At 50.4% G+C, this 22,735-nt stretch carries 18 protein-coding genes; 6 read left to right on the forward strand and 12 right to left on the reverse strand.

Going from position 1 to position 22,735, the window contains the following annotated elements; translation table 11 throughout:
* The 3 genes from IQ256_RS05465 to IQ256_RS05475 form a co-directional block, all read right to left on the reverse strand.
* Positions 1 to 2,828, reverse strand: a 2,828-nt coding sequence (locus tag IQ256_RS05465; RefSeq protein WP_193854548.1) for a HEAT repeat domain-containing protein, incomplete at its 3' end; no start/stop codon positions are given.
* Entirely contained in the window at positions 2,825 to 4,396 is a 1,572-nt protein-coding gene (locus IQ256_RS05470) for an MFS transporter (RefSeq protein ID WP_193854549.1), read from the reverse strand. The genes IQ256_RS05465 and IQ256_RS05470, both read right to left, overlap by 4 nt.
* 30 nt (positions 4,397 to 4,426) lie before the next feature.
* Positions 4,427 to 4,564 carry a hypothetical protein gene (locus tag IQ256_RS05475; RefSeq protein WP_193854550.1) on the reverse strand — a complete coding sequence of 46 codons (138 nt, stop codon included), beginning with the start codon at positions 4,562 to 4,564 and terminating at the stop codon, positions 4,427 to 4,429.
* Between the two features lie 26 nt (positions 4,565 to 4,590).
* On the opposite strand from IQ256_RS05475, the gene IQ256_RS05480 reads away from it, so the two are divergent.
* Entirely contained in the window at positions 4,591 to 5,319 is a 729-nt protein-coding gene (locus IQ256_RS05480) for a ferritin-like domain-containing protein (RefSeq protein ID WP_193854551.1), read from the forward strand.
* A 405-nt stretch (positions 5,320 to 5,724) separates the two neighbouring features.
* On the opposite strand, the gene IQ256_RS05485 is transcribed toward IQ256_RS05480, so the two are convergent.
* On the reverse strand, positions 5,725 to 6,939 hold the full coding sequence (locus tag IQ256_RS05485) for a cell wall metabolism sensor histidine kinase WalK (protein WP_193854552.1): 1,215 nt from the start codon (positions 6,937 to 6,939) through the stop codon (positions 5,725 to 5,727).
* 800 nt (positions 6,940 to 7,739) lie between these two features.
* Here IQ256_RS05485 and IQ256_RS05490 point away from each other — a divergent pair.
* Positions 7,740 to 8,138: a hypothetical protein gene (locus IQ256_RS05490; protein ID WP_193854553.1), complete on the forward strand. Its 399-nt coding sequence runs from the start codon at positions 7,740 to 7,742 to the stop codon at positions 8,136 to 8,138.
* Positions 8,139 to 8,185: 47 nt separating this feature from the next.
* Here the strand turns inward: IQ256_RS05490 and IQ256_RS05495 are convergent, their stop codons facing one another.
* The 5 genes from IQ256_RS05495 to IQ256_RS05515 form a co-directional block, all read right to left on the reverse strand.
* A complete protein-coding gene (locus IQ256_RS05495) occupies positions 8,186 to 8,686 on the reverse strand; it encodes a Na-translocating system protein MpsC family protein (RefSeq protein WP_193854554.1) in 501 nt (166 codons plus the stop codon).
* Between the two features lie 720 nt (positions 8,687 to 9,406).
* Entirely contained in the window at positions 9,407 to 10,741 is a 1,335-nt protein-coding gene (locus tag IQ256_RS05500; RefSeq protein WP_228024602.1) for an efflux RND transporter periplasmic adaptor subunit, read from the reverse strand.
* Between the two features lie 63 nt (positions 10,742 to 10,804).
* Positions 10,805 to 12,151 (reverse strand): ferrochelatase, encoded by a 1,347-nt coding sequence (locus IQ256_RS05505; RefSeq protein ID WP_228024603.1) that lies wholly within the window; start codon positions 12,149 to 12,151, stop codon positions 10,805 to 10,807.
* Between the two features lie 500 nt (positions 12,152 to 12,651).
* Entirely contained in the window at positions 12,652 to 13,725 is a 1,074-nt protein-coding gene (locus tag IQ256_RS05510; protein ID WP_370623351.1) for an aldo/keto reductase, read from the reverse strand.
* Positions 13,726 to 13,790: 65 nt separating this feature from the next.
* Positions 13,791 to 14,282, reverse strand: coding sequence for a bifunctional nuclease family protein (locus IQ256_RS05515; protein WP_193854556.1), 492 nt, complete (start codon positions 14,280 to 14,282; stop codon positions 13,791 to 13,793).
* 293 nt (positions 14,283 to 14,575) lie between these two features.
* On the opposite strand from IQ256_RS05515, the gene IQ256_RS05520 reads away from it, so the two are divergent.
* Positions 14,576 to 15,295: a riboflavin synthase gene (locus IQ256_RS05520; RefSeq protein ID WP_193854557.1), complete on the forward strand. Its 720-nt coding sequence runs from the start codon at positions 14,576 to 14,578 to the stop codon at positions 15,293 to 15,295.
* Between the two features lie 88 nt (positions 15,296 to 15,383).
* On the opposite strand, the gene IQ256_RS05525 is transcribed toward IQ256_RS05520, so the two are convergent.
* Together IQ256_RS05525 and IQ256_RS05530 are read right to left on the reverse strand one after the other, a co-directional pair.
* Positions 15,384 to 15,971, reverse strand: a complete 588-nt coding sequence (locus IQ256_RS05525; RefSeq protein ID WP_370623352.1) for a pentapeptide repeat-containing protein — start codon at positions 15,969 to 15,971, stop codon at positions 15,384 to 15,386.
* 151 nt (positions 15,972 to 16,122) lie between these two features.
* Positions 16,123 to 17,091, reverse strand: coding sequence for an ion channel (locus IQ256_RS05530; protein ID WP_193854558.1), 969 nt, complete (start codon positions 17,089 to 17,091; stop codon positions 16,123 to 16,125).
* A 364-nt stretch (positions 17,092 to 17,455) separates the two neighbouring features.
* Between IQ256_RS05530 and IQ256_RS05535 the strand changes: the two genes are divergently transcribed.
* Complete coding sequence (locus IQ256_RS05535) at positions 17,456 to 18,370, forward strand: peptidoglycan-binding protein (protein WP_193854559.1); 915 nt, start codon at positions 17,456 to 17,458, stop codon at positions 18,368 to 18,370.
* Here IQ256_RS05535 and IQ256_RS05540 read toward each other — a convergent pair.
* Positions 18,367 to 21,051: a DUF3536 domain-containing protein gene (locus tag IQ256_RS05540; protein WP_193854560.1), complete on the reverse strand. Its 2,685-nt coding sequence runs from the start codon at positions 21,049 to 21,051 to the stop codon at positions 18,367 to 18,369. The genes IQ256_RS05535 and IQ256_RS05540 overlap by 4 nt on opposite strands.
* 431 nt (positions 21,052 to 21,482) lie before the next feature.
* Between IQ256_RS05540 and IQ256_RS05545 the strand changes: the two genes are divergently transcribed.
* A complete protein-coding gene (locus IQ256_RS05545; RefSeq protein ID WP_193854561.1) occupies positions 21,483 to 21,941 on the forward strand; it encodes a hypothetical protein in 459 nt (152 codons plus the stop codon).
* Positions 21,942 to 21,962: 21 nt separating this feature from the next.
* Positions 21,963 to 22,667, forward strand: a complete 705-nt coding sequence (locus tag IQ256_RS05550) for a HEAT repeat domain-containing protein (RefSeq protein ID WP_228024604.1) — start codon at positions 21,963 to 21,965, stop codon at positions 22,665 to 22,667.
* Positions 22,668 to 22,735 lie beyond the last annotated feature (68 nt).

Raw genomic sequence — 22,735 nt, forward strand, 5'->3', positions numbered from 1 at the left:
TCTAATGAGAGATTCTTGAACAGTGAAACGGTCTTTAACAGCAGCAATCGATTCATGACAGTCTTAGCAGGTAAAGTAGTTTCAAAAATTTGGCTCGCCACCTGTTTCACAAACGGGTCTGGATCGTTTACTAGCGCCGATGGCACCATGGCCAAAGCAATCAGCGCCCCAGATTTAATCCAGCGCTCACTCGATTCTAAAGCCTCTAGCAGCAGCCGATAGCCTTTTGTCTTTAGCCACAGCGGCGTCACCTCACTGATTGCCTCGGCTGACTCAGCCTCGGCTGGGGATACCAACGCTTCTAATAGCGGCATCAGCGGGATGACAAATCGCCGATGGTTGAGCGAGGCCAGTACTTCGATAGCGTTTTCTAGCTCCGCTTGAGCATTGGTCGCTAGCAGGCGATTGACCGCATTGACCGTGCGAGCGTGCCCTAGCGCCGAAAGAACATAGAGCACTTTTTGGATCAGGCGATCGTGATAGTCGTCAATAGCTACCGCCAGTGCTTGCCAGCTAGGGGCGTGGCTAGGTATCTGTGACTGCCAGCGCCGAGTTTTAGACAAGAGTGCATAGCTCGGTGCCAGGTAGTCAAACAGGACATTACCGGCATAGCGCGATTGCACCAGCCCAATCGCCGTAATCGCCGCGTTCACCACCTCTACCTGCGGATGGTTCAAGCTCGCCTTGGCTAGATCGACGCCCGCACGACCGTAGGCTGCCAGGGCTTTAGCTGCTTGCACTCTGACACGCGGATCGTCATCACTCAGGCAGTCGCCAATCGCAGAGAGCGTCTGGTCGCAGCAGCTGATCCGCAGCAGTTCTAGCGCCGCGATTTTGACCATAGGATCGTAGTGACTCAGCTTGCTATGGGCCATGCTAGCGGTGGCGTCATCACCTCGATAGGTGAGTGGCTGTAGCGCCTCTAGGCCAGTGCGAACGATATCTGGGCTAGTTTGAGTCAAAACCAGGTCGGGAATCAGCGACGCCAGCCGAGAGTTTTTGCTGTAGGCGACCACGCGAGTGATGATACGGGCGGCTTTGGGCGTGAGAGGATTGGGCCATTGATCGAGACTGGTATGGCCAGAAGTATGACTAGAATCAGAACCAGAAGTATGGACAGAGGCATTGCTAGAGTCGGAGGGAGCGTTAACAATAAGATCGGCAATTCTCCCCAGTATTTTGATCTCTTCGCTGGGGTCGCTCAGCCAGGTTTGAATGTCCTTAGCGTCGGGCACATACTGATTGATCAGCAGCACTTCTAAGGCGAATGCTCGTAGCTCCGGGGTTTGGAGCTTAGCTTTGAAAGTCGCTTGCAGCTCGGGCTCGCTGGGGCTAAATAGAGCGATTACCTGTTCATAAACCTGACTGTCAGGCAAGCTATCAGACGAGTTTCCAGCGGCGACCAGCGGTTCTATCTCAGGCAAGAACTGACTGGGTTGATCCATCCGCGCCGCTAGTTCGAGCCCTTTGAGCTGACTATAGCGATCGCCATCGGTTAGCAGATCTTTGACGGCTGTAGCCGACTGCGGCGTGAGCTGAATCGGATACAGATCAAACTCATCGAGATCTAGGCTGTCCGAGCGAATCATGGCTTCTAGACCGCTGGCATAAAAGCGACCCATCGGCAGACGTACTAGCAGCAGCAGCACCGTCAGCCCGGCTACCAGCCAAGCAATCTGCATCAAAGTCAGCCGCGTTTCGCTAATCCAAAGCAGCGTCCCGGCCAGCGTCAGCCCCAGTGCGTAGATGAGTCCGTCACTAAGCGAGCGAATCCGCCCGACAAACTCCCGAGGAATGGCATTGTAATTAAGCTGATGAACCGGCAGATTGATCCCCTTGTACAATGCATCGCCGTTGACATGCAGTCCTATCGCTGCGGGCAGCCCGAAGTGAGAAAGTAGCCCTGCGAAGCTCGCCAGGGTCGTCAGTGGATACACCGGATTCATCTGCGCCACGCCCAAAGTTTTCAGCAGTGGGCGCGTCGCGCCGTAGATCACCGCCACCTGCACCAGGCTGATGACGATTCTCATGCCGCCCAAAAAGCCTGTCAGCGCCTGTTCGCCAAAGTGACTACCGTAGATGCTGAACCAGAGAAATTCAGAACTGGTGTAAATGATCACTAGCAAGAAGCTGCTGCTAGCTAGGAACAGCGCTAGCGGATAGCGTCTGACTAACTCGGGAAAGGTACGTAGCGACTCGATGATGCCGACCGCCTGATTAGACTCACCGACGTTGACTCGCCTTTGCGATCGCTCTAAATACACGAGCTGTGCTACCCCGATCAGAAAAACCACTGGCATAAACAACAGCAGATCTCGGGTTCTAAAATATTGAGACAGTAGCGTAGTCAGGCCGCCGCCTAGCAACGTTCCTACCGCCTGAGCAATGCCAATATAGGGGGCATAGCGCTTGTACTCTAAGGTCGTGAAGTAGTCTGTCAGCAGGCTGGGATAGAGCACGTTGTTGTGAAAATCCCACTGAAAGAAAATTGCAATCAGCAGAATGTAGTAGGCGTAGGTAGACTCTTGCGAGAGCAGCAGCCGCAGCCCGATGATTGCCACAACAGACAGCAGCAGCACGTAGCGAAAGAGCTGCGGTCGGCTATAGCTATCTACGATCTGTGAGAACACCGCATAGGCAGGCATAGAGCACAGCCCAATCAAGATAAACGCCTGGGGTAAATGCCCAGCGCCTACGTGGGTGACAAACAGTGAATTGGCGATCGCCATTCCTAGCACGCTGTAGACCAACACCGTTACTGCCAGCAGCAAAAGCTGAGAGAGCCGATCTAGCTTGAATGAGAGTATAGGGAAAGTGTCTGTTGTCATGAGGTAGCAGGCTCTCCCAGACGGCTATCGTTAGCAGCATCTTCAACAACGTCTTCAGTGGCATCTTCAGCGGCGTCTTCGGTAGTGCCTTCGGCAGTGTCTTCGGCAGCACTTTCAGATAGAGACTCCAACGACTGCTGTGGCACTTGCACGAACGGCATAATCGCCGCAGCTAGCAGCAAAAAGACGCCGCCTATCACCACGGCCATCAGGCGATTGTCATGCAGCCAGTGTTCCATCACCCAGCCAAACCCCAAGGCAATACCAATCTCTGGCAGCACGATAAAAAAGTTAAAAATGCCCTGATAAATGCCGCGCTGCTGATTAGGAATAGCGTAGGTCAAAATGGCATAGGGAATTGACTGAGCGCTCGCCCAAGTTAGGCCAAATCCCACCATCGGCAATAGCAACATCCAAGGCTGCTGCACTAGCAATAAAGAAACCAAACTCAACCCACCGCAGGCTAAGCAAATGCTGTGAACGGCCTTGCGACTGATGCGCCGAGTTAGCCTAGGCAGCAGCAGCGAAAAGGGAATACAAACTGCGTTGAACATGGCAAAACACAGGCCAGCCCATTCAATCCCAGCATTGTACAAATCCGAGTCGTTTTGCGCTGCACCGAACAGATTACGAGCCACCGCTGGCGGAAAGTAGAGGAAAAAGCAGAAAATTCCCAGCCAGGTGAATATCTGCACCCAGGCTAGCTGCTGCATGGTCTTCGGCATCTGTCGCAGTGCTTGAAACGTCTCTTGCAAGCTGTTGAAGATGCCGCCATGCTCTGCCTGCCGCCGCTCAAACTTAGCCAGATCTTTTGGCGGGGACTCAGCGGTGGTGATCGCCGTCCATACCGTTGTCCCTAAAAACAGCGCCGCACCGATATAAAAGGAGAATTCTACCGTCAGCGGAATCCGTTGATCCGGGCTTGAAGACGCATCTACGCCGAACAAGTGATTCAGCAGCCAAGGCATGCTAGAGGCCGCGATCGCGCCTAGTCCCACCATCACGCTCTGCATCGCAAACCCTTGCGTTCGCTGCTTTTTCGGCAAGAGGTCGCCGATGAAGGCCCGAAACGGCACCATACTCACATTGGCACTGGTATCTAACAGCCACAGCAGCGCCGCCGCCATCCATAGAGTCGATGAACTGGGCATCAGCACCAGCGCAACTGCCGCCGCGATCGCCCCGCCCAATAGATAAGGTCGCCTGCGGCCCAGCGCACTCCACGTATGGTCGCTGAGATTGCCAATAATCGGCTGCACAATTAGCCCTGTCAGCGGCGCTGCTAGCCACAAAATTGGCAAATTGTGAGCGCTAGCCCCTAGATACTCAAAAATAGAGCTCATGTTGGCCATTTGCAGACCCCAGCCAAACTGAATACCTAGGAATCCAAGGTTCATATTCCATAGCTGAAACAGACTGAACCGGGTATCGCCTGCTGGCGACTCGTCTGACGGTGACTCATCGGGCGATGACTCATCGGGCTGCGACTCACTTAGTGACTTATCTGGCTGTGCCCTATCGCCCGTTGTTTCCTCTATATCGGGTGGCGTTTCCTGAGCGGTGGACATGCGTGCGTCTCCTACGGTTGGCTATCTATTCTAAGGTGAACCAGCTTCTTTCGCGCTGGCTTCTTCACCGCTAACTTCTTCACTGTTGGCTTCTTCACTATAGCCATCGTGCTCCGCTAGATCGAAATTTTCGGAAAATGTAGATTGAGCGCCTGTAGTCAATATCACATTCAAGCTTAAGCAAAATCCTTTTAATGACTGCAACAATACACGGCACAGACCAGCACAGCGGTGCTAATGCTAACGATACTAAGCACTGGACAAGGGCCTTCTCACAAAACACGAAGCGCTGGCAGCAGTTTGCCCAAGAGATCGATTTTTCTACACTGCGCCTAGACGCTCATCTAGTTGATTCCATCAAAGTCTTTCAACTAGGAGAATGCTCGGAAGGAAGAACGCTAAAGGCACTCGCCGCCAGCTATGCTCAGCGACACGACAATCCTGACTATTTGCTAGCGATACAACAGTTTATCAAAGAAGAACAAAGACATGCCTACTACATGGCTGAGGCGCTGCGAGCAAACGATGTAGAACCGATCGCCAAACAGTGGAGCGATGGGCTTTTTCGTAAGGTGCGCCAGCTGTGTGGCTGGGAGATGATGATCTCAGTGCTGTTGACAGCAGAGGTAATTGCGATCGCATACTACTCAACACTTGCTAAAGCCAGTAGCGACCCTCAGGCCAAACGGCTATTTGAAAGAATCCTACAAGACGAAGCGACACATCTACAGTTTCATGGGGAGCATCTGCGCTGCGATCGCGCCAGCAAGACCTCAATTCGTCGGAGGCTGCATAGACTGTTTCACTGGCTGGTAATTGCACTCGTCTGGGTAGAGCATAGACAGGTACTGACCTATCAGTTTTCCTCATTTTCTCAGTTCTTCAAGCGATGCGACGCGCTGCTGCTGACGACACTCACATAAGCCATACTGAAGCCATTTTTGCTCTGGCAGATGATTGGTCGAAAGAGAAAGAAACTTGTGCATATTACCGCGCCGACAACTACGCAACAACAGCCTATTTATTAGACATTACCGGAAAGTAGAAGAATCGAAGAACAGAGATGAATCCCACTACTTTGTTCAAATGCTCATACACATAAACGCCAGAATTAGAATCCTTATCGTTGTCAGATAAAGCTTGCTCCACTTGAGTTAACTTTGAGGTGTATTTCAACTGATGAAGTAGCCTACATAAAACGCTTGCATCCTCAACTTTTGCCTGTCGGATCATTGACATTTACGGCTCTTCCTATCTTGTAATGAAACCTAGAAACTAGTTATGTTCAGAAGCAGTCAGCCACCTAACCCCAGGCATAACGAACCTCACTAGCTAGTCTGCGAATAGTCTTCGCCGGTATCGAGCGGTAATATAATAGAAAAAGTAGAGCCTTTGCCTACTATCGAAGTAAGTTTTAGCTCACCTTGTAGCAAAACTACTAGCTTACTAACAATCGCTAAGCCCAATCCGGTACTATCAGTAGGATGAGACACCGCTTCGCTATCTCTAAGATATGGCTTGAAGATATTCTCTTGCTGTGCTGGGCTAATGCCTCTACCCGTATCTTGAACAGACAGCAGCCAGCGGTCATGTTCTAGTCCAGCACAGCTAACCTGGATGCTGCCGCTGTCGGTATAGCGAATCGCATTGCTGATTAGATTTACTATCACCTGCTGCAGCCGTAGCATGTCTGTACTGACCAAAGGAGGCGCACTTCGACAATCTACCGTCAGGCTCAGCCCTTTCTTCAGCGCTGCAGGCCGCTGAGACTCGACCACCCGCTCTACTAGCTTAGCGACTTCAAACTGCCCTACCTTTATCGAGTGCTGCTGCGAGTTTTTGCGAGATACTTCTAGCATATTGTTGACTAGCTGAAGCATCTGTATGCCGTTTTCGTAGATGCGCTCTAGATGCTTAAGCTCCTTGGCAGGCACCTTACTAGTAGAGGAAGTCTGCTTTCGTGCCCGCAGCAGTAACGTTGAGAACGAAATCACTGAATTGAGCGGGTTCTTTAGTTCATGTGCTAGGTATGACGCATTGTCCTTCTGCATCTGCACGAGGCGAACTAGCTCCTGATTACTTGTGAGCAGCTTCTGGTGCATGGGTTCCAAGCGCTCTAGCTGATACTGAGTGTATCGTTCAGCCGCACTGCCGGAGATGCGCTCAAGCACGCTATCAATCGAACGCAGCGCCACAACAGCATCTGAAACATTCTCGGATCTGAAATCAAACTGAAGGGAAGAGAGCAGCAACATCCGCAAAATGTTGAACTCTCTATCCATTTCCCTAATGTCAAACCCTAGTTCTACGGGTATTTGAAGTCGCTCCCAGGACTCTAACTGTAGCTCGTGAATAGGACCTTTGGCTGATTCATTCGCTAAGCACGCTGATATTGCTTCGATCATCAGCGGCAGTCGGCTGTGAATAGACTCATAGGTCATCGTTACGTTGTAGCTTTGCCTGATATCACGACGAACCTCTCTGGTCCAACGCTCGATAATATCATCGACTTTATCTAGTAGCTTTGCTTTCAAGGCTTCCATAGCTTATTGGTCAACACTCTTGTCAGCAGGTGTCAGTACGGTTTCTGCAACTACCACCGCGACAGCTCTACTAAAAGAAGAATGACTATCGCACCAAGCATAGGTAGGAATATATATGCTAATCACTCTAAAGAACAGCCTAGGAGCACATACTTACTAGTAGGTATATCAAAGTAACTCCCAGCCCAGACAGAAGTACCAATTCTTTTTACCTGCTTTCCCTTTCTTTCCATAGAGAAATTGAGAACAGCACGTGATTTTCTTTTTAGAAACATACTTTTGACATAGAGCGATCTCTTGCTTTAGATATAAAATACCAGGCGATCACAGTATTGAAATCTGCAAGCGCCTGGTTTCGGACTATCGCTATTAAATAGTTGCGCTTATTGAAGCTGGTTGTCTTGAAGAGTAGAAGTTTCCACAAGAGTTGGTTTGATTCGCACATCTATGCCAAACGAACGAGTGTAAAGTTCTATTAAGATGATACCCTTTGTTTTCAACAATGTAATTTTCTACAAGGAATGAATATATTTAGTCACCAGTCTGGCCGCTTCTACTACTACCGTTGCTCACAATCTTTCCAAAGCACTTCACAGCGAAAGTAAGTACTTATACCCAATTGCATAGATTATGGTTGGTATTTTCGTTCTTTATACAACTGCGCTCTAAGCCTTATGCCGCAGGGCTAGATAGCGGCGGCAGCCTACGATAGACGTTACTTGCTTTCAACGAGTGCTATTTACTACGCTTACGTGCCGTAGCATCTTGCCATCAGCCCAATAGAACACACCTTAATAGCAATGATAGAGCCGCTACCCAACTTACAAGCACTGACTGCTTCCATAGAAGCAGCCGTAGAGCAGCTCTTCTATGCGTATTTAGGCACTAGGCTAGATTGGGTCGAGTGCAGAGTGATAGAAGAAATGGACTTTGTCATTCGTATAGAGAGGCCCGTCTCTGCCACCGAGAACTACCTTTTTCAGCAGCAGCAGGACACACTAGCACTAGAGATGGGTCTAGCCATCAATCAAGCGCTAAAGAACAGACTCTTTGTCCTACTTTGCGATCGCTTCGGCCTAGCAGTGGCCGACATCTCCTTCCTACAATCAGCACAGCTACAAAAGCTTGACCTATTAGTCTTGCTAGACGGTGCATCAGCAGCTAAATCGGTAAAAAGCGCTCAGCGACGCAAACCTTAGAAAAGCGACGCAGCTACTCAGAGCTATCTTCTCTTACCTGTTTTCTCTTACCTGTTTTCTCTTATTGGAGACGATGATAGCTTAGCAATTAGACCCGTGCAGCCCTGTTCATAGCAGGTATCGGCCACCATCGTTACTACCCTCACATTGAGACGCCGTTCTATCAAGCTAACTAGCTGCCGATGCATCAGCCTATCGACCGTAAAGCACACTCTCTGCGCCTCTAGAGCTTTCTCTAAAAACAGTAGCCTCTCTACCGGTGTGATACTTCCTTCTACCCATATCACTAGTCGGCTGTCTAGCAAATCACAGCTTACCTGCTGAGGGGGCTGACCCAACCGCTCTTTGTACAGTTGCTCTATCGCTGCTGTGATACTTTTTAGCAGTTCGTCGGTAATGGGCAAGCGGTTTTCGGTGAATGAAGCATTGTTAGCATGGGCATTTGAGCCTGAGGACTGGATCAAGGTTCCTTCTAAAGCTGTTTTTTCTAAGGCGAGTCTTTCAAATAAGCGATCCGCTTTATCGCCCGAGGAAGTAGGTTCTTGCATAAGAGACCAAGGGATAAGGAAGGCTGAGCAAAGCAAGCTTTTCTAGCTCTCGTTCGTCAGCACGGTTCATGATCCGAATTGACAGAACAGCATCAGAGGCAAATCCGTTCGCTCTCATCTATGTTAATAAATGTTAACAAAAAAGAAAACTACTTAATTGAGGAGTATTGCCGAACAAGACAGGCGGTGTTCAGCACTGGAAGTAAATGAACTTTTCTCTATGACTTTTGTAGACTCACTCAGGACATTCCCATCAGATAGAACTGTTGTAGAGCACTACGTAACTCGACTAGCAAAGTAAACATGCATCCTCATGCTATATCAACAGCGAAGCCTCTGACGCAAAAGGGCAGAGTGGTCAGCATCAATCAGATGGCCAAAGCCACAAAGAAGAATAAAGCTGCTGAATAGTAGCGTGAGAGCACGTGGAAAGTCTTGCTTTCGCTCGTAGATGAAATAGGTCAGCGTCAGTGGAATAGAAAAGTAGGAGCGCGCGATTAATGAGTCGCTGATAACATGCAGTCCTACTAAGGTTGTTTGCCAAAGGTAGCAGTTAAGGGGTTCTCTCATTTAGCAAAAAGAGATGACTCGGCGTTTCCCTCATTAAGAGTATTAGAACAGCGCAGGGCATTCAGTGGAAATATCGATGGCGCTTGACGCTAGCTCAGTCTCATTGACTATCGAAGGTTAGTCAATTCAGTCAGCCTTTATTCACTGACTCTAGTCGCGGCCAAAGGTTAAGTTATCTAAGCTTTGATTGGGGGGCAAATCAATAAAGACGCGATCGCCTTCCTCCAAGCCCTCAACAATCTGAATGCGATCGCCCACCTGCGTTCCTAACACAACTGGCGTAAACCGTGCTCTATCAGTTTCGTCGGGCACCAGCACGCCCGTCTCACCTCTTGGTGTAACCACAGCAACTGCCGGAACAACTAGCGCATTGTCTAAGCGATCGCCGATAAAAGCAACGTTGACGTTCATATTCGATCTCAGCTGGTCTGTACCTGTAAGTATGTCGATCTTCACCTGAAAGACAGTCACGTTTTGCCGTTCGATGGCTTCGGGTGCAATCAATTTGACTTCACCTTCAAAAATCTCTTCTGGAAAAGCATCTGCCTGGATTTCAACTGCTTGACCGCTCTGAATGCGGCTAATGTCGGCTTCTGGTACTTCGGCAATCACTTCTAAACCACTGGCGATCGCGACAATCGCTGTAGAGGTGGCCGAAGTCACCTCTGAAGCTGTCGCGGTGGGCGTCACAAAAGCGCCTTCCGATGCAAACCGCTGGGTGACAATACCGGCAAACGGCGCTCGAATTTCGGTATCTGCTAGCTGCGACTGTATCCCCTGCAGCTGCCCTTGTGCTCTTCGCAGCCGCGCTTCAGCCTGAGCAATTTCTTCTGCGTCGCTGCCATTTTGCTGATCGATCAATCGCTGTTCTGCCTCGTTAACGCTGGCGGCCAGTTGCTCTACAGTGGCCGCTGCGCTGCGACTCTCACTGATATCTACCTCTAGCTCGCTTCTAGAAACGGCTCCCTGCTCAAACAAACTTTGGGTGCGATCGCGATCTTCTTGGGCTAGCTCTAGTCGCGCCTGGGCTTCTCGGAGCTGGGCGTGGGCCGACTCTAGCGCCGCTTCAGCCTGGGCAATATCTGTATCAGACGCACCGCCTAGTGCATCGTCAAGCTGGGCTCTCGCTTCGGCCACCCCAGCTCGGTTTTGAACCATCTGCGCCTCCACTTGGTCGCGATCCATTTCAGCAATTAGCTGACCTTGGGTGACGCGATCGCCCTGCTCCACAAACAACGTTTCGACAATGCCTGCCGACTTCGGGCTGACATTCACTGTTCGCACTGGTTCTACGCTGCCACTAGCCGTAATCCGCACCGTTAGCTCGCTAGCCGCGACGGGCACCGTCAGCGCCTCAATATCGTAGTTGACGCCTCGCCTCGCCACAGAAAAAGCAATTACGCCTGCCCCTATCAAGCCAATTAGCCCTAGCCCTATCAGCCAGGGCAGCGGACGTTTCATTGGACGAGCAAGGGACAGGCGCATGACTGTAGAGAAAGTAGATATCTCTAAATAGAAGGGTCTCTACAGGATAGTGAATTTTATTGGCTAATGTGGGTGGCTGTGTGCTTTTGCTTTGTCGGCGGACGCTGCTTCGGGATCGTGATTGGCGTCGTGAGCATGAGAGCCATGGTCATGGTTGTGACTGGCGTGGCTGTGACTATGGTCGTGCTCGTTCGAGCCGTGGCTTTGATGACCGTGGCTAGGGTGACTGTGACTGTGGCGATCGCGGCTGTGATCATGATGTCCGTGATCGTGAGGTCCGTGACCGTGGTGAGTATGCTCAGCACTTGCTTCCCTGAGCTTTTCTCTTAGCTCTGTATTCACACTCAGCGGTGCGGCTTCTAACAAAGCTTGAATTTCAGAATCCGCCCAGTCGGCGACCATCTGCAAAAATTCGGGATGATCATTGACACAGTCCATCTGCACGTAAGTGACCTGAGGATTCTTGCGACGCAGGCTATGAATAATGTGATCTACATCTAGCAACGTTTCATGGTTCTCGGTGGCAAAGCCAATCGGCATCATCACCAGAGCTGTCGCGCCTAAGTCGATGATGTTTTGACCGGCCACTGCCATGTTGGGTTGAGTCCAGTCGATTAGCGGCGTGTCGTGGTTCATCCAGCCAATCGAGATTAGCGGATACTTACGTATTAGCTTTTCACGCACGGCTTCATAGAGCTTCTGGCTTTCGTCAATTCCAGAAGTAAAGCCTTTAGCCTTGTGCGGACAGCCGTGATTGAGCAAGATAATGCCAGTTTGAGAAGGCAGGTGGGCCACGGCTAGCTCTTTTTCTATCTTTTCTTCGACTAGGTTTGCAAGCAGGTTAATATAGCGCTCTTCGTTATAAAAAGAGGGAATGTAGCGAGTCCCTTTCAGCCAGTGCTCGCCTGGGCCTGCCAGCTTAGTCAGTGCGTCGTTGACTTGTTCTACCGCGATCCCGCTGGTAAAGATAGAATCTACAACTAGCAGCGGATAGATTAGCAGCTTGGTAAAGCCTTCTGCCTTGACCGTTTCTAGTACCTGTTCGGGCAGATGCGGAGCGCAAAAGTTAAACGCTTTGAAGACTTTGACCTGGTCGCCCCAGCGATTTTGTAAGCAAGTTTCGATTCCCGCTCTTTGCTTTTCAAAAATAGCGTTGTGAGGAGAGACAAAGTTACCGTGCTGATGGCTCCACTCATGCAGATCAAACATAGCTAATAGCTTGGCCAGGGGAGGATATATCCAAGTTGGCACAGGCGCAAACTTAGCGGTTAACAGATTAAGGGCTTGCTCGTTGTAGTTGGCAAAGTCTTCGTAGCTTTCGACTTCGCCATAACCCATCAGCAGTACGGCTACTCTGTCATCGGTTGGGGTGCCGTTACCAGAGAGGTACTGTTCTTGAGTGAAGGTCATATAGTTTCTGAATCCTGTAAGACGGTGATCTGTTTTTTTGGTTGATAGTGACTGACCGAAGTAAACCTATAGTTGCTTAGAAGGAATCTACTTTCAACTGATTTCTCAACAATGGTCAATTTCTCGTCGACTAATTTCTCAATAGCCTTATTTCTATGGCTACACTAAAGGATCTGTGGTCTTTTTGTGTAGTTTTGCTTTTGAGGCAACCGCTTGTTTCTTTCATCCTACCGATTAGATTCACTTGTGCCGCTCAACAAAGAGAAGAAAATCTATAGCTTGTGAGCATAGACAATTAGCGATAACAAAAGGGCTGAGAGGGCATGAAGTAACGTATCTTTTCTGAGGTCAGCGGCAAGCTCTGTGCTAGCTAATATCTCTTTTAAATGCAGGAATCAAACGCAAGCAAAAAGTCATAAAAAATAAACAATTTTCTCCATTCTTTAAGTAAGTAAAGAGAGGTTTTTGTTGTTTATATCTTTGTGACTTTACTAATCTTCTTACTCTTCCCAGAGACGACGGCGGCGCTTGCCAGCGAGTCGGCGATGAGTGTCTCTAAGTAAGGTCGGAATATCAAGCTGTTCGGGACAGCGAGGCAAACAATCTCCGCAATCGGTGCAGCGATCGCCCCGCCTGCCCGGAAACCAATGACCCGCGTTCTCAAACATGCCATACCGATACTGACCAAAGCGCTGCATGTCGTAGGCTACGGTGAGGTTTCGCAATCGCAATACTTCTGGAATGTTGATGCTTTCTGGACATGGCAAGCAGGCATGGCACTGAGCGCAGCGATCGCCTCCCAACGTATTCTCTTGGGCGCTTTCTAATCGCCTGATGGCCTGTTGCTCTTCTAGATCAAGCGGACCGTCTTTGTCTTGGACCTGTAGCGGCCAATTTAGTTCTTCTGGCACTGCCGGACCGATGCTAAGGGTAGTGATGCGAGGATCGCTCAGCAGCCATCGATAGTTAAGCAGTAGCGGATCAAAAGGAGCGCAAAGGGCCTTAAGCGCTTCAGGGGGGGTGTAGAGCAGTCCGGCTTTGTCCGCTGGAGAGATGATAAAAATGCCCATTTGCTGCTGGTGAGCCTGGGCAACTGCTGCCTGATTGCGCTGAAAAAAGAAGCTGTAGTGCAGGTTAATAAAGCTGAAAGCACCGCTAGCGATCGCGTCTTGGATAATCGCTAGCGGTGCGTGGGTCGAAAACCCTAGATGATGAACAAGTCCCTGCCGTTGAAGTGAAGCGATCGCCGCCAGCAGATTTATTTGAACCGCCTCTAGGTGTGATCGCGTGTTAATGCCGTGAATCGCTAGACAGTCTAGGTAGTCGATGCCCAAGCGAGTCAAAGACGCCTGCACAGTAGATTTCACATCTGCTAGCTCAACTGTGGGCGCAATTTTACTAGTGATAGTTAGATCAGAGCGGCTAATCAGCCCGTCTAAGAAAATGCGGTGTAGCGCTTTACCGACGTAGCGTTCGCTTTGGCCATAGGCTGGCGCTGTTTCTATGTGATTAATACCTTGGGCGATCGCCGCTGTAATCACCGCTCTAGCGGCATCGGCAGAGTCAAACCGCATAGTGCCCAGGGAAAAAACGGACAATCGACGCTCAGTCTTGCCAAAGAGGCGATCATGCATAGAGACTAAACAGAACGACCACGCTCAGCAAAGTCCGCCGGGCTAATATCTGAAACAAATGCTCTAAATGCCTTCGATTCGGCGGCATCAGCGGCCTGGTCTACAGGCATCGCCGCGTCTACAATGACTTCTTCCATCACCCAGATCGGCGCATTGACTCTGAGCGCTACTGCGATCGCATCGCTGGGCCGCGCATCAATCTCCTTCTTTTTCTTGCCCCGTCCTACCGTCATCACCGCATAGAACGTGCTGTCTCTAAGTGAGTGAATCACCACCCGCTGCAAATCTACTTCCCAGGCGTTCATCAGATTCACAATCAGATCATGAGTCATAGGCCGGGCTGTCTTCTCGCCCTCTAAAACAGAGCGAATCGTTCGAGACTGCTCAGCGGATATAAAAATCGGTAGCTGCCGCCTTTGAGACGCATCACGTAGCAAAATTACTGGATTTCGAGTGCCTCCATCAATGGCAATCCCCGCAACCGTCATCTCAATCATCGCTTAGTTCCTTAGGTTTGCCAGGTAAAACGTTCTTCAAACTAAAAAAGCAACTTTATATGTCTCTCTAGGCTAAAGCGATTTTTAGAAAAACTCAGTGAAAGATAAAAAAACTTTATCGAAAACATGGTGAACTTGAGGCTACGACTGCACCACGTCACTGTGCCACGTCGTGGTGAACACGCAACTGCGTTAGAGTAAATCGAACATCTCGCTCAAGTTCTAGGCATAAGGTCTCAAGAATTAAGCCTCAAGAAGCAATTCTTGATGACCGCACTATCTCTACAAGATTTATGTTTACAGGTTTAGTTCAGAGTATTGGTCAGCTACAGCACCTGAGCCAGTATCAGCTCAAAATTACCTGTCCTACTATTCAAGACCCGGTGCTGATGGGAATTGAACTCGGTGATAGTATTGCGGTCGACGGCGTTTGCCTGACTGTCGAGCAAATTCTGACAAAAGGCTTCATCGCAGCGGCTTCCCCCGAAACCCTAGACAAATCCACCCTTGGGAAATTACCCGAAAATGGCAAGGTAAATCTAGAGGCTTCCCTGCGAGTAGGCAGCAAAATTGGCGGCCATTTTGTGACTGGGCATGTCGATGGCACCGGTCAGCTAGAAAGCGCTGAACCCACTGGCGATGCCTGGGAGATTTGCTTTCGAGGTGTCAGTCCCAAAGTGGCTCGCTATATCGTTAATAAAGGCAGCATTGCTGTCAATGGGATTAGCCTTACCGTGGCAGAGTGTAGTAATACCGGCGATTGGTTCCAGACGGCGGTTATTCCAGTCACCTACGCCGAAACGAATTTGCGCTACCTTCAGCCCGGAGATTTGGTCAATCTCGAAGGCGATGTGCTAGGTAAATATGTAGAGAAGTTTACTCGGTATGGCCCCAGCACTCATGCCGCTGCTGAGGCTAATATGGAAATCCTTGGCAGGGAGAACACAAATGTCAAAGACGAATCTGATCTAGATATGTCTTTGGCATTTTTGGCAGAGCATGGCTATCTGTAGCGATCGCCTTGGGCTTGCTCATAGATACGACTACTCACAAATGTGACTGTTCACAGTCGCCCTGCTTACCCGCGATACTTCAGCAACATTAGGGACAGTACAAAGTCTCTTTAGTCTCTCTGCCAGTGACAGGATTAGTCCCACTGGCGATTTCACACAGCTTGTCATTGTCTTTAGGGTCTAGCAAGACATCGGTGAAGTCCGCGCCTTCGATATCGATTCCGCGAAAATCAATGTTGATGGCATAGGCACCTTCTAAGACAGCATCTTTAAGGTTAGCGCCCACCATACTGGCTCCGTCTAAAGTAGCCCCTCGTAGATTGGCCCCTTCTAGATTCGCTCGGTTAAGCCTAGTGGTAAATAGTCGTACTTGCTCTAGATTAGTGTGGCTAAGATCTGCCTCGGTAAGGTCAGCGCGCGTATAGTCGTTGCCAGTAAGATCCTGACCAGAAAAATCCTGCTGTCGTAGGTTCATGCGATCGAAGTTGTCGGCATGAGCAGGGCCGCCAAAAAGCAGGCCACCGCAAAGCAGGCTGATCATTAACGTAACCGTCAGCGTCAAGGTCAGTCTTGGTAGGACTAATCTGCGTAAACGGTAACGCGGTCGTTGACTGAGTCTTTGATCGAGCTGTTGCCTGATCAGATGCCAGACAGAAATACTTTGTTTTTTGGCCACTGCTAGCTTGTTATCCTCTAGTAGTATTAGCTGCTTCTATAGCACTCACCACGTTGCTTCATACATTATCTAGCAGTGAAACCCCTGTTATCAAACCTTGTTATAAAAAAGCAAGGTGGTTAGCTAGCGGTGCGAATGCATCTGATGCTAGCTAGAGAGCGTCCTCTATTGGGGTCGGAATTTTACCGTTGCTAAGCGTACGACCGCTGGGTAGCTGACGTGGTTTGCTAATCGGATGAATCTGATGGAATCGATTGAAGTCGATTAGACGGCGGCCTTGAGCGTTGGAGAGGAGGATATCGTCGAAGCGGTAATTCCAGTAGATATCTTTTGCTTGGAAAGTATGGCGGGCGTGGATGGTTTGGGCTAAGGTTTCATCTAGCCCAGTGAGAGTAACAATAATCTCGGCGCGATCGCGCTCTAATGTCTCTACCGTGTCGCCGTCGAGCAGACCGCCGGACTCAATTTGATGCATGGCAGTCCAGGAAAGGCTGAAGATCGGGGTATGCGATCGCACCAGCGGCACATCGTGAAAACGCCGCATAAAATCACCCTCGTCGCTATACTCATCGCGCACCAGTGTCACCCATAGCTGCGCTTCTAGAATGTAATTTTTTCGCTTATTTGCCGTGCGAAACATCAGTGTCGATACGCCATTGAAAGGAGCAATAACTGCCACGCTGCTAAACAAAATGCGCGCTGTTGGCAAAGAAAACCGAGCGTAGACTAGCCCCGTTGTCATCGCAATAAAAAACAGCCCTACTAGCGACTCGATCACCACCAGCCAATGAGCATACAGGCTATCTGGATACATAGCGCCATAGCCAATCGAAGCCATCGTCTGCACGCTAAAAAAGAACAGATCAAGTAGCTGTTCGGGCTCACTTCCACTCACCCTAGCGATCCCGTCGCCCCAGCTATAGGCAAAGGCAAATAGCGCATTGACCAAAAGATACAGGCCGCTAGTAAGCCCGATAAACGTGGGCCAGGGCATGGTTAGCAATAGGTGATAGATATCTCCCCAGTAAGAATGGGGATCGCCAATGCGCTCAATTTCTGGGTAGGTGCTATTGCCAACAAAGACTTTCTTTGAAGCACGACGAATCTGAGGCCGAAGCATGGTCTCTCCTATAGCAGCTGCGAACTTAAACGAGAACTTAAGAATAGTGTGGGTATACCTTTGAGCAAGGACCGTTCGGGAGCAAGGCTTGTTTAGGAGTAGGCTAGTTTGAGAGTAGGTTGGTTTGGCATCTGTGTCCTGCCTTTTTCTCCTAATATTTTATTTCGATCTTGGTTTGGCCCTTAGCCCCGAGTCAATCTACACAATAGCAACTATATTTGGCGTTGCAGGCTCCTGGCATACCGTCTAGCACAATTATCCGCACTAGCCGAAGGCAACACACCACTAGTAGATCACGGCATTTTTACATTGCTTTATGCATGAATGAGTCATAATATCTCATCAAAACCACCCTCAAAACACTGTGGAGTTTCCTGTGTTGACCATGAAGCAGCTCACTGTCCGCGCTATAGGCTGGGGAGTCTTGACGACAATGACCCTCGTTCAGCTACCCGTCTTAGCAGCCGCCGAGTCCGTGAATCGGACCGCCGACCAGTCTGCCAGCCAGTCAGCCAGTCACGCTGCTACTGCCGCATCCGATGGTTCGCTGCTGCTGGCAGTAGGGCTGACGCGCCGTTCACTCCGTCAGGGTGATGCAGGCGCTGATGTGCGCGCGTTGCAGCTATATCTGGGTCGAAATGGCCTTTATCCTTTTCAAGTAGATGGTATCTACGGCCAAGAGACGGCAGATGGCGTTGCCACCTATCAGAGGATTCGCGATCTGCCAGCGACCGGTATCGCTGATGAAGAAACCCTGCGCGACATGGAATTTGAGTTCTTACCAGGCAGCAACGCCTCAGCGCCGACACGAGCCGCCTCTAATAATGCTGGTGGGTCTGTGGCAAGCGATACGCTAGGGCCGGGCAGCACGGGTTCTAGTGTGACGGCGCTACAGCAGCGGTTGAACGACTTGGGTATTCCGGTGTTTGTTGATGGTGTCTATGGCTTTGAAACGCAGCAGGGTATTCGCACTTATCAGCGGGTGCAGGGGCTGGCGGTGACTGGCACAGCCGATCGCGAGACCCTTTCGTCTATGGGCTTTTCGGTCTCTAATAGACCCAGTCGACCTTACATATCGGCGGTGATTGGCGACGAGTCAGACCTAGCCAGCATCCGAGAGATTTTCCCAGAGGCGTTCATAGATCGAGAGCGAGGCGGACGGTTTATCAATATTGGCAGCTTTGACTCTCGCTCTCCAGCCGAGGCTAGAGTCGATGTCGCCGCTGCCCGTGGTTTCAATGCGCGGGTAATCTATCGCCGCAGAGGCTTCTTTCTCTAAGTGGTTTGGGCGAGAACTGCTTCTGTATCCAACGCTAGGGCCCATCCTAGTCTGACGAGCAGGGCTTTATGACTGGAGATCTGGTGATCGGCAGCTCGCGGGCTAGCGGTTTTTTGACCGGCGATCGCGTCATTCATCTGCTGGGCGAGGTAGTCGTAATAAAGCTCTTGAACTCGGTAAAGAGCTAGTTCTAGGTTGAGCTTTGCCCCTAGCTTGATCAACCGCTCTATTCCTTCAATCGCTGCCTCTAGCTCAAGGTATTGCTCTGGGCTGGCTGTCTGCAGCGTCTGCGATAGACTTTGCCAAATCAGCCGTTCGAGCACGGGTTGGGCGTCGGGTACTTTTAGGCTGGCACAAAAGTGATGGGCTTCAGTGGCAATGCCTTCTAATTCAGCAATTCGACCGACTGTAATGTCAAGCAGATTGCCATCGGGTTCGGTAATGTTTTGCTCTAGAGCGTGAATGACGGCTAATGCTCTTTGGCTAAGGGTGATATCAGCCGCGACCTGAAGCGACTGGGGTACGGTAATGCGATCGCGGTGAAACGCCATCAGAACGCTATAGTTCTCTCGGTAAACCTGCTCATAGAGCTGATTTAGCCGCTGTAGGGTCTCGTGGTTGAGCTGCTGCATAATCTGCTGCCGCTCTTCTTGTGAGAGATCTTGCAAAGTGTAGGTCTGACTAAACTGCTGGTCAATTGCCAAAATACTTTGAGCGATGCTGGCTGTGCTAAATGCCTCAATCACTGCTTTTTTAGCCTGGGCGTAGAGCCCTTTGTGCGCGAAGGCTTGAATTTTGCACTGGAAATCCCAGCCGCCTAGGTGCAGCACTGCAAATGAGAGGATCTGTGTCTCTTGGGTCATGGCCGTAGTCACCTCGACTCGGCCCACGGCTAGCGTTAGCGCACCCAAAGGCTGTTGATAGTAATCTTGCTTTCGCAAGGTGTAGCAATAAAGCTGTTCTTCCTGTTTGACAGGCGTGAACAGAGACCCGGTAGCATAGTGCGCCACTATTCGCTCTAGACTGGTTTGGCTTGGCTTGACTTGCTTTTGGTAGACGCCTGCGCCTGTTTTAAAGTAGTCGATGTTGCTAGGAGCCTGAGCCAGTCGCTGCACGAATTCATTCTCTAGCATGTTGCCAGAAACCGCTTCTGCTAGCTCAATTGCTCTAGCTGCATAGCGTAGGATCTGCGTTCCTTCTGGACGAGAAATCTCATCAAAGAACCAGCCGCAGCTGGTATACATCAGCATGGTATGTCGCTGCATTTCTAGCAGCCGTAGCGCTTCTACTCGTTCGCGGTAGGTGAGCGGATGGCTCTGATGTGCGGCAAAGAACTGATCGAGAGTCCGCGTGGATGAGCTGTTGAGGACATTGACATAGTCATTACGAGCTGCCCAGGGGTCTTGTAGCAGCGATCCGCCCAGCTTTTCATACAGGGGAATAAGACGATCGCGTAGCCAGTCTAGCGCCTGCCGTAAGGGGGCTCGCCACTGCTGCTGCCAAGCGCCACCGCCACCACAGCCGCAATCACGCTGCCAGCGATCTACGCCATGCGAACAGCTCCAGGCAGTGACTGGTTTGAGCTGCACTTCCCAAGTCGGCGGGCACATACTTAGATAGTGAGCATAGCTAGTGACCTGCCAGCCCCTATTTGGCAGCTCGTTGATCACGGTATGGGCCAGCGTCTTCTCAGCGCCCCCTCGATGATGACCAAAGGTCTCGCCGTCTGTAGCAACTGAGATTAGCTGCGATCGCCTTTGACACTTCTCTGCCTCGGTCCAGTCTGCCGCCTCAGTATCTATTTCAAAAGACCTGACAGCTTGCCCTAGCCGATTGGCAAACTGCTGAGAAGATCGCAGGGTATCGTCAAATCCCATATCGCCCGAGATCGGTCCATCGTAGAAAAAGATATCAATATAGTTGCGCCCGTTGGGTTGAGCGGGTACAAAGCAGCGGTAGGGCTGAGTCGGATCGATATCGCCATTTTCTACAAGCTGCCATTCGTCAAAGCCATCGGCTAGGCCAAAGCGTCGACACTGGGCCGCTTGCGAAGGGGCCAAAATAATAAACTGAATGCCTTCGTTGATCAAGACTGCTAGCGTATCGTTATCAACGGCGGTTTCAGCCAGCCACATGCCTTCAGGATCACGCCCGAACCGATGCTGAAAGTCGGCGATACCCCAGCGAATTTGAGTGACTTTATCGCGGTGGTTGGCCAGCGGCAAAATGATGTGATTGTAGGCTTGGGCGATCGCATTGCCATGACCTTGGTTGCGATCGCAGCTAACCTTATCCGCCGCTAGGATGCGTCGATACGTCTCTAGATCGTGACGCGCTAGCCAGCTCATCAGCGTGGGGCCAATATTGAAGCTGATGTGCTCATAGTTGTTGACAATCCGCGTCACCTCGCCGTCGCCATTCAAAATCCGTGCAAAAGCATTGGGCCGATACGACTCATACAAAATCCGCTCGTTCCAATCATGAAAAGGCGACGCGCTCGGCTGCTTGCTCACAACGCCGCGAGCAGGATCTTCACGCGGTGGCTGATAGAAGTGCCCGTGGATGCAAACATATACTCCAGCGGCAATACTAGAAGAATGCTGGGAAGGATTTTCAGAAGACTGTCGGGGATCAAACGCAGAGATGCTCTCTACAGCAGAGTTTGACTGAGACTTGCTCATAAATTTCCAAAGTAAGGATAGAGGTGGAGAAGATCAATGGTATGAACCCACGGGGCAAGCCCCGGCTATTATTTCGCCCCAAGAGTCGGGGGATGTACCCTCAGAGATTCAAGCAGAGATATTCAAGGCACGGAATCCGAAACGATCCCGGCGGCCTGTTCTATTGACTGATGCTGGCAATTCTTATGCCAGCAGTTTGTTCTTTAGATGAAACGCCAATTCTTTTGCAGTGGCGGTTTCCGACGGGATGGCTTTTGCGTGAAGCTAACTCTTGAAAGAGACATTCTCTCCTGAAACGTCGCCCTTATGAAAAGCTAGTGTAGCCCTATCTTGAGATGACGGAACACAAGATTCACACAAAGTTCCGTTCTTTATCACGCTATGCAAACATAATATTCAACCCTCTATGCAGATAGAAAGCTTGCTTTCCTATGGATTCTCCTGATCCTATTTCTCTTGTAGCTACGGTCGTTTCAGGTCACCGGGTCGCCTCTGGTGACGCCACAGATAGCCCCTATCCTAACGGCACTATTGCCATGCAAACGCCTCACTTTCGCGCTTTAGGTGTTGATCTCTCATTGTTTTATCCGGCCACGCTGAACGTTTCCATCGCGCCCGCCATCTTTACGCTCCAGCCAAAAATTACGTTGCCTCTGGTCAAATGGTCTACAGATCACGATCCCGAGAGCTTTTCCTTTGTGCCTGTTCAGCTCCTCTGGCAGCAGCAGCCGTTCGATGGTCTGATCTACTATCCGCACCCAGAGACCAAAATCAATCATTTTCAAGACCCTTCAGTTCTAGAGCTTTTGCTACCTCATATTCAAGGGATCGCCTACGAGAGCAAGGTCATTCTTTTGGCATCTGCTAACGAACTTATAATAAAGAGGTAAGCCCCTTTCTTGCCTTTACCTATGTCTCAGTCCGAGCTATCTACGATCTCACAACCTGAACTCGACACCCTCTCTGCGCGGCTAGAAGCGGACAACTTGGTAGAACGCAAGCTGGCCCTCGCCGCGCTTCGAGACGTGCCAGCGGAGCAGGCCGTTCCTTTGATCAAAAAGGTATTAGACGATAAGAATGAGCAGGTGCGCTCGATGGCGATCTTTTCGCTAGGGCTAAAGCCGACAAAAGAGTGCTACGGCTTGCTAGTTGATATCTTAGAAGGCGATCCCGACTACGGAATCAGAGCGGATGCGGCAGGTGCTTTGGGCTACTTAGAAGATCCACGCGCGTTTGATCCCCTCGTTCGCGCTTTTTATGAAGATGTAGACTGGCTAGTCCGCTTTAGCGCCGCCGTTTCCTTGGGTAATCTCAAGAATCCTAAGGCTCATGATGTATTAGTAGCAGCTTTAGATAGTCCAGAGGTTGTGATTCAGCAAGCTGCGATCGCGGCCCTAGGCGAAATCCGCGACACCAAAGCAGTAGATAACATCCTCAACTTCGCCCAGGCCGAAGACTGGCTAGTCCGCCAGCGCCTCGCCGAAGCCCTCGGCAATCTGCCTACACCCAAAAGCCTCGCCGCTCTGCGCTACCTAGCAAAAGACGACCATTCTCAGGTTTCAGAAGCCGCTCGCATCTCACTTAAGCGCCTAGAATCAGCACTACCTGAAAGCTAGCTGAGACTTATTCAACCAGGCGCATTTAGAGAGGCAAGTCTTCGAAACGTCTACACTATCAACTGCCA

Origin of the sequence: cf. Phormidesmis sp. LEGE 11477 (genome assembly GCF_015207105.1) — a bacterium.
Lineage (GTDB): Bacteria > Cyanobacteriota > Cyanobacteriia > Phormidesmidales > Phormidesmidaceae > Phormidesmis.